Raw genomic sequence first — 13,964 nt, forward strand, 5'->3', positions numbered from 1 at the left:
AAAAAACTTAATGCATGAAAACAATTAAAAGAATTATCCTGCCGGCAACTATTCTCGGCTTACTGGCCACATCATGTTCCAAAGTAAAAGATTTGGTACCAAGTGAGGAAAAAGAAATCAACGCACAAGCCAAAAGTTTCAAAAAGTATGCCTTTGAACCTACAATATTTAACTTATCCAATTTTGACAAGAATGGAGTACAAGGGCTGCTAAACAAAACAAAACTCCATGACATTTCTAAGGGACAGTGCATGGGCTGACGGAACAGGGAAAACTGCTTTTTATGAATCTACCGAAATACCAGCTGTCCTAGACGAAACCAGAAGGCAATTATACCTTGGAGCCATTATTAAAGGGGAGGATGCAATTAATGTTGACAATGTAAAAACGGTCTTTATCGCTCCACAGCATCGTAATCCGATAACTATGTATGTCAACTTCCCTACTGACAGCATTGCGAGAACGACCTTACCATCAAAAAGAGTAGAGAATGAATATTTGAGAAACGCGCTAAAAGCCGGCTCTGGTATCCAAATCCAATCGTTTACCTATGAACAGAGCCAATTTCAAAAGACTGAGGAGCTAAAAAAATCATTTGGTGCAAATCTGGATTTGGGAAAAATATTGACGGTCGACTACTTGGATACACTAAGCAAGTCCAGCTTTAAGACAAAAGTACGGGCAGAATTTACCCAAGAAAACTTTTCGGTTAACATAGAACCACCCATATATGAACCTTTTTTAAAAGAAAGCTTTGATATTAAAACAATTGGGCCTTACGAACCGTTGATTGTAAGTTCAGTAACTTACGGACGCAAGGGAATTTTCTTTATGGAGTCTGATTCATCTTATTCAATGGTAAAGCAGACATTAAACGTAGCTTTCAACCTTTCCGCCGAAATGTTAGGTGTATCCGCTACTGGAAAATTGGGAGATAAATTTTATGCTGAACTTAGTTTACGACTCACCAAGGAACAAAAAGCAACCATCCAAAATGCAAGAATAAAGGTTTATATAATCGGAGTGGATGGAAAAAGCACTGTTGAAGCAGTAACTGGAGGTTTAGCTGGATTTGCACGAGTAATTGCCCAGAATGGAAACTTTACCCCAGACAACCCAGGAGTTATCTTGTATTATTCATTGAACTATTTACGCGATTTCGGAACGTTCAGAAACAAATTTAAACTGAATATTACGTACTAATTGTCTATAATAATCAACAATGGTCATGAGAAAAAACCTGTACATTCTATCAGTCTTATTCCTTTTGATAATAAGCGGGTGCAAAAAGGACATGCCTTATCAAGAGAACACCGATTCGCAAAAGAGTGAAAAAAAATTACTATCAAGTTATTTTAAGGATCTAAAGATTCAACCTGTTGCACCAGTTATTATTGGAAGCAAAAAGCTTGGAGTAGAGCCTTCGTCTGGCACAAGTAAAAAAGCTGTTTTGACCCATCTGCGGGATACGACAACCCCATCGGGAGTCGGGACAGTTTCATATTATGAGTCCGATGAAATGATAGTAACCCCATCAAACGCGAGTTACATCTATCCGGGGGCTATTTTAAAAGCATCCTCGATAGCAAATGATAAATTTGAAACCCTTTTTGGTTATGATAGAGCACCAATCAGTGTGCAACTTTCATTCCCATCAAGCAAATCGTTTGGAACAATACCAACTGCGAGTCTAGCGAACAGCAGGATGTTTTTAAGAGATGCATTGATGGCTCCTGATTTTTCGGGCGAGACCATTGTTGATTTTACCCAATACTTTGCAGGATTTAATAAATATGAAGAAGTGAAGCTTGCATTTGGGTATAATGTAAATGAAAAAAAACTATTTTCTTCAACAAACACTTCATTTAGCGGAAGCTCTAATTCTACCCAATATTATTCGAAATATGTTGCAAGCTATACTGTCAAAAATTTCACCTTTGATATGTCTGATCCAGTAGAAGGAGAACTTATTGACATTAAATCCATTCCGTCCGATGTATTTAATGGTTTTTCGCCAGTCTATATCAATTCGGTAACTTATGGACGCTTTGGTTTACTAGTGCTTGAATCTAATAAAGCCAGTAGTGATATGCAAAGTGTTTTCGAAAAGGTTGTTAAGAAAATTTTGAAAAAAACTACAGAATCATACACACAAGAAGAAAAGTCTCTGTTCGCTGGCAGTAGAATAACAATTTATTTATTAGGGAGTAAAATAGGGAGTAATACAGTTCAGTTGCTGCTGGACCCTGATCCGGAGAACCTATCAAATTTTATATCAGAAAATGTAGGAACCTTTACAGCCAGTGATCCGGGCGTACCAATCTCCTATACTGCCAAGTATCTAAAAGACAATTCTAGGTTTAAAACTGTTTTTAACATTCAGCGCTATTAATTATATGAAATTGATAGCGGTCAAATAGTGCAGCTAGCGACATAAAAATATGGAAATTAAAATGAATACAACATTAAAACGTTATAGAAAAAAATATATCCCAAAAAGCAGCAGAATATTATATTACTTCTGTCTGCTTATTTTAGTTTGGGGGTGTTCAAAAGATCACTTCGATCTTAATAAAACTACATTTGACGATAGCTTGAAATCGCTTAAAGATCCCAAATTAGACCTATTCTCTATAAACACGAATTCCTTCCCTAGACAAATTAGCAATCAAGGATTTGCAAAAAAAAGCAGTACTGATGCAACTTTGAGATCTGGAGGCACACGTGCTGATGCATGGACGGAGCCGGTAGGCGATACAATAGATGTGAAGGATAACCAGATATTTCTTTATCAAAAATACAAGTCACAAATGTTCACCATTGTTGAGCCGGAAATGAGCAAGATTATCTATCCGGGTTCAATTATTGATGGTAGAAGTGTAGATGGCGCACTGTTCGATCCCAAAATTTTGCAAGGAATTTCAGATCATATTCGTCCGGTGACAATATCTACATCGATGCCTATTTCGCCAGATAAAGTTGCATATACAAACTTACCACGACCTACTGCCGAAAGAACGCTATTTAATGCTGCATTGACTGATTTAGAGCGTTTATACCCTGATGACATCGGCGCAGCTAAATTAGAAGTGGAGAGGGACACATTTCGAGTATATGAGGAATTAAAGACATTATACGGATTTAACAAAGGAATAGATGCATTCCTAGTTGGCACAAATACGATCAAACAAGGTGAGAATCATAAGATCACCTCAATATCTGCAATGAAGATTCGATTTTCTCAGGAAAATTTCACGATAGATGTAGAGGATTATAATGGATATGATAAATTATTTGATCCAAGAGGACTGGATCTGCAAAAAATTACAGGTGGTGTGACACCTCTTTTTGTCAAAAGCGTGACATATGGCAGAATGGGAATAATGGTTATTGAGTCCAAATATAGTAGCGAAAAGCTATACAATGCTGTTTATAAACAGATCGATATCCTTAAAGGTCTCGTTGGGCTTGGTAAAGATATGACCGAAGAAGAGAAACAAATAATAAACGAGGCTTCCATCAAGGTCAAATATACAGGTGTTGGAACTGACTCATCACCTGCGGAAAAAATCCAAGGACTAGCAGGATTTATTCAAACCTTAACAGCAAATAGTACATATTCAAAAGAAAGCCCCGGAGTACCAATTGCATTTCAATTAGCGCTGCTAAAAGAAGGTAATGAACTGTTCTCCGCTCCTTTTCAGATTAATTATGGTCCTTTTGATAAACCATATGTAAGGATTGAATACCGAAATATTAAGCAGGAAGATAAGAGCCCAGGAATGTATAATGGAAACACCAGTCCATCGCTCGGATTTAGCCGCTCTATTACGCGTACTGCTGATCCATACATTGCCTGCTATAGTGACCCTGGAGCAACACTCAGGTTGATAGTTCCAAATTTTTTGGAATTTAAATATGATGCTATCCTATCAACACAAGCAAAAGGAAATTATTTCGTTTTATTAAATGGATCTCAAAGTCAAAACGCTCGACCCGAAAGTATATTCTTCAAAAATTATGGTTTCGAACATTATTTAGATAAGACGGTTCATTCAAAGAAACACTATTATCCAGATGTAGATGCCTCCTATTTACCACGAGCTTGGAATATACTTATTGACAACTATCTTTTCAAGTTAAAGCCCAACGCTGATCATTATTACGTTTTACCTGAATCGTTAAATGGTTTTGAAAAATTTGAAAAACTAGAAACAAATGAATGATAAAAGCTGTCAAAAAAGTAGATCAATACAACGCGAAAATAAACGATGAAAACTGAGTTATTTAATATTTTCTTGGCCGGTGTTATACTTCTTTTGTATTCTTGCAATAAAAAGGACATCCCCGTTTATGATATTTCATCAAGTCAGCCTAACATACTAGAAAATTTAGATTCTATTTATCTCGTTGCTCAACAAGTATATTTATGGAACGATCAATTGCCTGCAATTGATCGTTTCAATCCAACATCTTTTTTTCAAGCACAAACAAATGAAATCAAGCTTTATGAAAATGAAATTTTTCAGTTAACTCGTTACGCAAAAAATATAATAACAAATGAACTTTATGAGTATAATTCGTTAAATCCAGGATCACCCAAATACTCAACTATAGTTCAAACACCTGCTTCTATCAATGAAAACACGATAAAGGATTATACCTTATCAAATCCCTTTGGTATTTCTGTCGCAATGGAGAATAACAATATTCGGCTTCTTTATGTAGATCCAAATTCACCTGCAGGAAAAGCAGGACTAACCAGGGGAATGCAAATTTTGACTATCAATGGAGAGGGGATCATTTCGGAAAAGTCCTTTATCAAACAATGGCAAATTGCACTTAACCTATCTTTTATCAAATTTGAGATACTTGATCTAAATTTAGGAAGAAGAGAAGTCCGATTAAATGCAGCTATATATGAACAAAATCCGGTTGTCAAAAAGTTAGTATTAAACAGAAGCAACACTAAAATCGGCTATTTAGCCTATAATAGTTTTACTTCGGAGGAAAATACTAAAAAATATCTAGAACCTGCCTTTTTAACATTTGAACAATCTAATGTCTCAGAATTGATCGTCGATCTGAGATACAATCAGGGAGGGTTCCAAACCAGTGTTAATTTCTTCGCGAACTTGATAGCTCCTTCTTCAGTGAACAAGAAAATTATGTATTCCGAACACTACAATAATCTAATGCAAAATGGAAAAGCTGACATCTTAAAGTCCCAACACCTATTAGATGAAAATGGAAAACCTGTCTATAACAATAATAAACCAATCACCCTATACGATTTAGATTATACAATAAGGACAAATACCAGCTATTTTAATAAAGAATCAGGCTTGCCGGGTCTTAAAAAAATCTATTTTATAGTCAGTGATATGACCGCATCCGCGAGCGAGCTGTTAATTAATATTTTTAAACCATATCTGGACGTGCAAATCATCGGTGTATCAAGAACGGGCCAAGAAAAGGTGCAGACTTATGGTAAACCAATCGGCTTTTTCCCAATTAAAATAAATCAATTTGACCTTTACCTGAGTATGTACCAACTTTTAAACGCACAAAATGAGGGAGATTATTTTAAAGGCATACTTGCTGATCAAACTGTTATAGACAATATCGAAACTGATTTCGGTTCTAAAGAAGATCCTGCAATAAATTCAATAATTTACAATAGCATCCCCAAAAAAGGTCTCAAAATTTCAGAGAAAGGAGATTACTCAAATAGAATACCTCCTGTTTATTACTTCAATAACGATCGTTTGCAAGGAAATCTGAAAACAATTAAAGATCTAAAACTAAAAAAGAATTAAGTATTTCCTACTGAATAATACAATTCTTGAAGAAATCAGAAATCAAAAAAAATTTAAGATGTTAAAAAACAACACTTTAAATAAAGTAAAAACACTTTTGTATCAATTTTGTTTCTTAAAATTTTTGATTTCTCATCAACAGTAGTAAATTAGTATTTATTAAAGGAAATCACACTTTCCTCCACTCCTATCAATTGGGATATTGAATAATATACTATCATAATTTATTTTGCTCTCCCGCTCTATTCAATATCGTTTTCCCTAACCGACATGCTAAATGGAATTAGCCATTACCGTGAAAAATAACTTCTGTTGTGAAAATATGTATATAAAAAACTGAATATAACTCATATACTAGATGAATAACAAATTATACACTACACTTAAGATGTTGAGTATTGTTCCGACAATGCTTTTTTCAGCATCTTTACTACACGCACAAAGCAACCAGGTGAAAGGAACGGTTGTCGACGCAAAAACAAAAGCTCCACTCGCGGGCGCCACCATTAAAGTATTGGGAACGTCAACAGCAAGCTCCACAGACAGTAAGGGAACATTTCAGATCAATGTAGACGACAAAAATCGTATCCTGAATATCAGCACAGTTGGCTACGAAAATAAGACGATTACACTTGGACCAGGAGAAACAACAGTTACGGTAAGCTTGGAGGGGCAGACGCAACAGCTCGAAAGTGTTGTTGTCACCGCGCTAGGTATCAGTCGTGCACAGAAATCACTGACCTACTCCACTCAACAGGTCAATGGAGATGAACTGAACAAGGTGAAAAGCACCAACTTAGCTAATAACTTAAATGGAAAAGTAGCTGGGCTCAACATTGCTTCTAGCTCTTCCGGTCCTGGAGGGTCTGCAAAAGTTGTCTTACGTGGCAACAAATCCGCCTCTGGGAATAACCAAGTGCTTTACGTTGTGGACGGTGTTCCGATCAATAATCAGACAGTAGCTTCACAACCTGGAAATATCTATGGCGGTGACCGTGATGGTGGAGATCCAATCGCGTTAATCAACCCAGAGGATGTAGAAAATATATCTGTGTTAAAAGGCGCCTCAGCAGCTGCGTTATATGGAAGTCAAGCCGCCAACGGTGTTATTTTAATTACGACAAAATCTGGCAAACAAGGCCGTACAACGATCAATTTTTCATCAAGCGCACAGATTGAGCAGGCGGTATCATTACCTGAGTTCCAAAACCAATATGGACGAGGTTCAGGTGGTAAAAGCAATATAACTAGTTTATCAAGCTGGGGAGCACAAACCGATGGTAAAAATTATGACAATGTTGGTGAGTTTCTCCGTACCGGAAGTAATTTTACCAATTCGTTGACCTTATCGGGTGGCAATGAGAAAAATCAAACTTATTTTTCTTACGCCAATACCCTAGCAAAAGGAATATTACCCCAAAATGATCTTACGCGGCATAACTTCAACCTGAAGGAAAGCGCCAAATTTTTTGATGATAAACTAACAGTAGAAGGAAGTGCTAACTACATAACGCAAAAGCTTGATAATGCCCCAACTTCTGGCTTCTACTTCAATCCATTAATCGGATTATATCTGATGCCACGGGATCTAAATATCGCTGACTATAAACAATTTGAAACTTTTAATAGTTCTCGTAATCTTTATGATCAAAATTGGTACACTTTAAATGATGTACAAACAACACAGCAAAATCCATGGTGGATTGTAAATCGGAACCCAACCCGTTCAACGCGTAATCGTCTCTTACTAAATGGTAGCGCAAAATATCAGATTGCACCTTGGATAAGTGTTCAAGCGCGCGGTAGTGTAGATCGTACAAGTGAAATATGGGACAGAAAAGTATACGCAGGTACACCAACCCCTCTCGGCAAACCAAATGGTCGGTATGATTATACAAATACCACCATTACACAACAATATGGAGATTTTATCGCCAACATGAATTTTCAAGTCAATGATAAATTCCAGATTACAGGATTGGTCGGCACGAGTATCACGGACTGGAAAACAGAAGGCGTAAACTATACTAGCGGAACTGCAGGTTTAGAATACCCAAATCAGTTTATAATTCAAAATTCCACAACACCTGATCCATCTGCATTATCCAATAATCGTCGACAGCTGCAATCAATATTTGCAAGCACGAACTTGTCTTACGATCAATGGCTCTATCTCGATCTTACAGCACGTAATGACTGGTCCAGCACCCTAGCATTTACAGATTCTAAATCTTTCTTTTATCCATCCGTCGGATTAGGGGTCGTATTGAATGATAAATTAAACATGCCGGAATTTATCAATATGGCAAAAGTAAGAGCGTCTTATGCTATTGTAGGTAATGATCTTCCACCGTACACTACGTTATTGACCAATTCTCTAGGCTCATATTCTGTATTGACATTAAATGACATTGCTTTTCTTAAAACGCTAAAACCTGAGAAAACTCACTCGCTGGAAATTGGAACAGAGTGGCGCATGTGGAACAACCGTTTAAATGTGGATGTGACCTATTATAAAACTAACACCAAGAATCAGTTCTTTAAAATTGCGGCAAACCAGGCATCTTTATACAATCAATTTGCGATCAATGCCGGAGATATCCAAAATCAAGGTATAGAAGCATTGATATCATTGGATGCGATTAAAAATGATAATTTCACCTGGAATACCAGCTTAAATCTCACCTATAATAAAAATAAGATTGTGAAATTAGATGATCGTGTAACTGAATTTGCTCTAACAGGCGCAGGAAATTTCGGTAATTATGCATCAAAATTTCAAGTTGGCGGCTCCTTCGGCGATATCTATGGAAAGGATTTTGTAAAAGACAGCCAGGGTCGGATTATCGTTGACGCCAACGGAACACCTCAAGTAAATTCGGAATACGTCAAATTAGGAAATTCGAATCCAATCTGGCAGATGGGCTGGAATAATACTTTTAGCTACAAGAATTTTAATTTGAGTTTCCTTATCGATGGTAAATTTGATTATCAAGTGATGTCATTGACGCAAGCGCTACTCGATGGAAGGGGAGTATCAAAAGTTAGTGGCGACGCGCGTGCGAACGGTGGTGTAACTATCAATGGTGCCACATCAAATGGAACCCCTGTCACCAACATCGATGCCGAACAATGGTATAGTTCGACTGGGGGCATGACACCTGCAAGTAGTCAATATATTTACGATGGAACAGTGGTGAGATTACGCGAATTGACATTTGGTTATGACTTTAATATCAAAGATAGTTTCTTCAAAAAACTTCGTGTCAATGCTGTTGGGCGAAATCTGTTCTATATCACAAAGAAAGCACCTTTTGATCCAGAAGTAACAATGTCCACAGGCAATTCGCTTAACGGTATAGATATCTTTATGATGCCGGCAACACGTAACTACGGACTAACGTTAAATGCAACTTTTTAAGAATACACACATGAAATATACGTTCAACAATATAAGCAAATTTATAGTTTCAGGTTTACTCATTGGAGGAACCTTGAACGGCTGTACTAAGAATTTTGAAGACTACAACAAGAATAATTTAGGCTTGACTGACGAAGAACTAGCCGCTGGTGGAAAAGACTTGGAGATATTGTTTAAAAGGCCTCAGATGGCTATATACAATTTTTCTGGCGGAGGAGATCCCAATTCTTTTCAGCTACAACAAAACTTAAATGCTGATGTCTTCTCAGGATACATGATGCCAGCAACAGATTTTGAACGGAGTAACCTTAATTACGCCCTGAAAAGCGAATGGAATGGGGAAGCTTTTAAAGTCCTTTACCTTAGTGTAATTAATCCTATCGACAAATTACAAAAAAACGGCCTGGACAAAAACTATCCCGCTCTTGGAGCCGTCGCAAAAATCCTTAAAGTAGAGGCCGCAAGCCGTGTTACTGATATTTATGGGCCAATCCCGTACATCAAAGTTGGATCAGCTGAGGAAACTATTCCTTATGACAAGCAATCTGATATTTATACAACGTTCTTTAATGAGTTGGATCAGGTAATAGATGTTCTAAAAGCATTCAATTCACAAAGCCCTATGAGTGACAAAATTGAATCATTAGATTTGGTTTATCCAAACATGGATAATCAGACCCGATTTAAAAATTGGCTTAAACTGGCCAATTCGCTTAGACTACGTCTTGCTATGCGCATTGTGAAAGTAGCGCCACAACAAGCAAAGACCCAAGCTGAAATTGCGTTAAACCCAGCCAATGGCGGAGTCCTGGAAAATAATACTGAAAACTTTAAAGTGAAAGTACCAACAGAAGGAACTTTTACTAATCCATTATGGTTTATTTCTAAAAACTGGGCAGACACACGCATTAACGCAACCCTCACATCCTATATGGTCGGACTAAAAGATCCAAGGATCTCCAGATACATGTCTCCTGTTACCCCAGCGACAACAGAGACGATATTATTAAAATCTAAAGGAAAATATATTGGTATTCGTGCTGGTGGAAGTGGTATAAAAAAAGAAACGCATCTAAATTTTTCCGCGCTCAATACAGAAGGAAACACCCCTACGCTTACTCCAAGCACAGCACCTGTCTTGATGACCGCCGCAGAAGTCTATTTCTTGCGTGCTGAAGCCGCTTTAAGAGGATGGAATAATCCAGGCGGAACAGCGCAATCGCTTTATGAAAAAGGAATCGAAACTTCTTTCGCACAATGGGGGGTAACTTCAGGCTTAAATGTCTACTTAAATGATAATACGAATATAGCGGCAGATTACGAAGACCCTATCAACAAAGACAACGATGCAAAATCGCCAAGTAATATTACTATTAAATGGAATGATGCCGCAACAAACGAGGAAAAGTTAGAACGCATTATTACCCAAAAATGGTTGGCAATCTTCCCGGAAGGACAAGAGGCATGGAGTGAATTCCGTCGTACCGGATATCCACGTTTATTTCCTGTTGTTGTCAATAACAGTGCTGGACTGATCGATACAAAAGTACAGATTCGTCGATTACCATTCCCTCAAAATGAAGAGATTACTAATAAAGCCGAAGTACAGAAAGCTGTTGCTTTATTGGGTGGCCCCGACAATGGGGGTACACGCCTTTGGTGGGATGTTGCGAAAGGAAATTTCTAAAAAGAATTCCCTGCAATACCGAAGCGGCTTAACCATAAGGTTAAGCCGCTTTTTTTACCGTTCTGATTCCGCTTTACTCTAAGGCTCCCCCCTCCTACGGCCCAGCACAAACCACAGTTTTAAAAAAATCACAGCCATGAGAAATTTTCGATCCTCACTGTAGCACCTACACAAAATTGTCCGTTCAGTCAAAAAACCAAATACGCTATTATGAAAAATCTGTCCGTCCTAGGTATTACCTCCCTGCTCGCTTGTACTATGCTATTTGTTGTTTGTAAATCCGAATCCCATCTTGACAACCCCTATAAAGAAAAAACCGAAAAGGAATTGGAAACACTTTCAAATGAAAAATACAGTAAAATTATAGCGCTGGCCAGCCCAAAAGAATGTTCCAATGCCGATGACTGGAAAATAATAGACATCCAGACCGTATGTGGCACCAATCATATCCCCTACCACCGTTCCGTTGATAAAACGACCTTACAGAACATGATCAATGATTATAATAAGCTGATGGAAATATACCAGCCCATGATGGCTCCAAGGATCAATTGCACTCCTTATCGAAAACCGATTAATGTCATCTGTAAGGAAGGAAAGGCCACGATTAAGTACGAATAAACTGATTCAAAACAGAAAACTTTACAAGACTAAGTGCATTGAGCGTAAAAAAAAGCCTGTCAGACCAGTCACACAAATAGGAAAAAAATCAGTTCAATGCAGGAATGGTAAGCCATTTGTAGAAGTATTTAAATCGTAAAAATTAAATTTTTCGTATTTTAGCCATTCGAGAAGAATGGCTGAATTAAGTTTAATTACCCCAATAGAATACCTCAAAGGTGTAGGTCCCCAAAAGGCAGATGTACTCAAGAAAGAGTTACAGGTATTTACCATTGGGGACCTGTTGACCCAATATCCTTTCCGTTATATCGACCGTACAGAATTCCACAAGATACGGAAGCTGCACCCCGATATGATGGCGGCACAGGTTTTGGGGCGGCTGGTTTCACTACAGCTCGTGGGTGAAAAAAGGACCAAGCGCCTCGTCGGCTCATTCAAGGACGAAACCGGCTCCATGGAACTTGTCTGGTTCCAGTCCATTCCCTGGCTCCAAAAGTCCCTGAAAGTAGGTTCGGCCTATATCATTTATGGCAAGCCCAGCGAATTTAATGGGCAGCTTTCCATCACCCACCCTGAAATGGACCTGTACAATCCGCAGGTCAAACAGGCGGGTAACATGAGCTTACAGCCAGTCTATTCCTCCACGGAGAAACTCAAAAAATTCAATTTGGACACCAAAGGCATCCAACGTTTGCAGCAGACAGCATTGGAGACGGTATTTCGGAGTATCGGTGAAACGATTCCCCAGGAAATAATGGCAAAACACCAACTGGTTTCTCACCAGCAGGCGTTAGCGTCCATTCACTTCCCAAGCAACCAAAAGGAATTGAACCAGGCCATCAAAAGGATCAAATTTGAAGAGCTGTTTTTCATCCAGCTCAAACTGCTCAACAACAAACAACTGAACACGCAGAAATTCAGAGGCCAGCGCTTCAATAAAGTAGGCGAAAAGTTCAACACTTTTTTCAATGAACGACTTCCATTCCCGTTGACGGGTGCACAGAAACGCGTTGTTAAAGAAATCCGTATCGACACCAATACTGGCGCGCAGATGAACCGTCTCGTGCAAGGTGATGTGGGTTCCGGTAAAACGGTCGTTGCCCTGATGAGTATGCTGCTCGCAGTTGACAACGGCTTCCAAGCCTGTATGATGGCACCTACCGAGATCTTGGCCACACAGCATTATCATGGACTCAAACAGCTTGTCGGTGATGATCTCGTCAGCATCAAACTGCTCACAGGGTCAACCGGCACCAAAGAACGTCGGCTGATACATCAGGCGCTTGAAGAGGGAACACTCGATATCCTGATCGGCACCCATGCACTCATTGAGGATAAAGTGCAATTTAAAAATCTTGGTTTTGTTGTCATTGATGAACAGCACCGTTTTGGTGTGGAACAGCGGGCTAAACTCTGGCGCAAAAATGTCATTCCACCGCATATGCTGGTCATGACAGCGACTCCTATTCCAAGGACGCTGGCGATGACCATGTATGGTGACCTTGATATTTCGGTGATCGACGAACTTCCCGCCGGACGTAAACCGATTAAAACCGTGCATTTCTTTGAAAGCTCCCGTCTGCGGATGTTTGGTTTTATGCGCGAGGAAATCGCCAAAGGCAGACAGGTCTATCTGGTCTATCCCCTGATCAAAGAAAGTGAAAAACTGGACTTGATTTATTTAGAAGCAGGGCTGGAGAATTTACAGCGCGAATTTCCCCTTCCGCAATATAAAATCAGCATTGTTCACGGCAAGATGCCCGTAAAAGATAAGGATTTTGAGATGCAGCGTTTTGTGAAGCATGAAACACAGATCATGGTGGCAACAACCGTAATTGAAGTCGGTGTCAATGTGCCTAATGCCTCTGTCATGGTCATTGAAAACTCCGAACGATTTGGCCTCTCCCAACTCCATCAATTGCGGGGGCGTGTAGGCCGTGGAGCCGAACAGTCCTTTTGTATCCTGATGTCGGGAAATAAGCTCAGCAAGGAAGGCCGTCTCCGGCTGGATACCATGGTGCGCACCAATGACGGCTTTGAGATCGCCGAAGTTGACTTGGAATTACGCGGCCCCGGTGACATCTCCGGCACACAACAATCTGGCGTCCTTGACCTTAAGATGGCCAATCTAGCGACAGACCAGGCCTTATTGACCGAGTGTAGAAACACCGTGATTGCCATATTTAAAGAAGATCCTACGCTTCAGAGCGAGAAAAATCAGTTACTTCGAAGCTTTTTGGCTCGGAAATCAGATGGTATTGCCTGGGACAAAATATCCTGATCTTCAGCCAATCAGTACTGGCGCACTTAAATTCAAAAAAAGAAACGCTATATATTCGGCACAAACCAGATGATGACACCTTCAGTGCCCACGAGAATGCTCCATAAGCTGAGCATTCAATAAACTATTTGACGC

The 13,964-nt window shown here is 39.1% G+C and carries 9 protein-coding genes; all 9 read left to right on the forward strand.

Annotated elements, in window-relative coordinates:
• The first annotated feature begins 14 nt into the window (after positions 1–14).
• A complete protein-coding gene (locus tag AC07UV_RS18395) occupies positions 15–260 on the forward strand; it encodes a hypothetical protein (RefSeq protein ID WP_495184799.1) in 246 nt (81 codons plus the stop codon).
• Positions 229–1,203 carry a thiol-activated cytolysin family protein gene (locus AC07UV_RS18400; protein ID WP_495184800.1) on the forward strand — a complete coding sequence of 325 codons (975 nt, stop codon included), beginning with the start codon at positions 229–231 and terminating at the stop codon, positions 1,201–1,203. Before AC07UV_RS18395 ends, AC07UV_RS18400 begins: the two co-directional genes overlap by 32 nt.
• Positions 1,204–1,294: 91 nt before the next feature.
• Positions 1,295–2,392, forward strand: coding sequence for a thiol-activated cytolysin family protein (locus AC07UV_RS18405; RefSeq protein WP_495184801.1), 1,098 nt, complete (start codon positions 1,295–1,297; stop codon positions 2,390–2,392).
• Positions 2,393–2,441: 49 nt separating this feature from the next.
• The gene (locus tag AC07UV_RS18410; protein WP_495184802.1) at positions 2,442–4,226 is read left to right on the forward strand and encodes a thiol-activated cytolysin family protein; all 1,785 of its coding nucleotides are present in this window, start codon (positions 2,442–2,444) and stop codon (positions 4,224–4,226) included.
• Positions 4,227–4,271: 45 nt separating this feature from the next.
• A complete protein-coding gene (locus tag AC07UV_RS18415; RefSeq protein WP_495184803.1) occupies positions 4,272–5,819 on the forward strand; it encodes a S41 family peptidase in 1,548 nt (515 codons plus the stop codon).
• A 358-nt stretch (positions 5,820–6,177) separates the two neighbouring features.
• The gene (locus AC07UV_RS18420; protein ID WP_495184804.1) at positions 6,178–9,240 is read left to right on the forward strand and encodes a SusC/RagA family TonB-linked outer membrane protein; all 3,063 of its coding nucleotides are present in this window, start codon (positions 6,178–6,180) and stop codon (positions 9,238–9,240) included.
• Between the two features lie 10 nt (positions 9,241–9,250).
• Positions 9,251–10,927: a SusD/RagB family nutrient-binding outer membrane lipoprotein gene (locus AC07UV_RS18425; protein ID WP_495184805.1), complete on the forward strand. Its 1,677-nt coding sequence runs from the start codon at positions 9,251–9,253 to the stop codon at positions 10,925–10,927.
• A 210-nt stretch (positions 10,928–11,137) separates the two neighbouring features.
• Positions 11,138–11,548, forward strand: coding sequence for a hypothetical protein (locus AC07UV_RS18430; RefSeq protein ID WP_495184806.1), 411 nt, complete (start codon positions 11,138–11,140; stop codon positions 11,546–11,548).
• A 175-nt stretch (positions 11,549–11,723) separates the two neighbouring features.
• Complete coding sequence (gene recG, locus AC07UV_RS18435; RefSeq protein WP_495184807.1) at positions 11,724–13,829, forward strand: ATP-dependent DNA helicase RecG; 2,106 nt, start codon at positions 11,724–11,726, stop codon at positions 13,827–13,829.
• The last annotated feature ends 135 nt before the right edge of the window (positions 13,830–13,964 follow it).

The organism is Sphingobacterium sp. GW821-FHT03E03, from assembly GCF_059420745.1.

Coding starts and splice junctions, on each gene's coding strand:
- AC07UV_RS18415 (WP_495184803.1), top strand. CDS start 4,272: ATGAAAACTGAGTTATTTAATATTTTCTTGGCCGGTGTTATACTTCTT.
- AC07UV_RS18405 (WP_495184801.1), top strand. CDS start 1,295: ATGCCTTATCAAGAGAACACCGATTCGCAAAAGAGTGAAAAAAAATTA.
- recG (WP_495184807.1), top strand. CDS start 11,724: ATGGCTGAATTAAGTTTAATTACCCCAATAGAATACCTCAAAGGTGTA.
- AC07UV_RS18400 (WP_495184800.1), top strand. CDS start 229: ATGACATTTCTAAGGGACAGTGCATGGGCTGACGGAACAGGGAAAACT.
- AC07UV_RS18410 (WP_495184802.1), top strand. CDS start 2,442: ATGGAAATTAAAATGAATACAACATTAAAACGTTATAGAAAAAAATAT.
- AC07UV_RS18420 (WP_495184804.1), top strand. CDS start 6,178: ATGAATAACAAATTATACACTACACTTAAGATGTTGAGTATTGTTCCG.
- AC07UV_RS18395 (WP_495184799.1), top strand. CDS start 15: ATGAAAACAATTAAAAGAATTATCCTGCCGGCAACTATTCTCGGCTTA.
- AC07UV_RS18425 (WP_495184805.1), top strand. CDS start 9,251: ATGAAATATACGTTCAACAATATAAGCAAATTTATAGTTTCAGGTTTA.
- AC07UV_RS18430 (WP_495184806.1), top strand. CDS start 11,138: ATGAAAAATCTGTCCGTCCTAGGTATTACCTCCCTGCTCGCTTGTACT.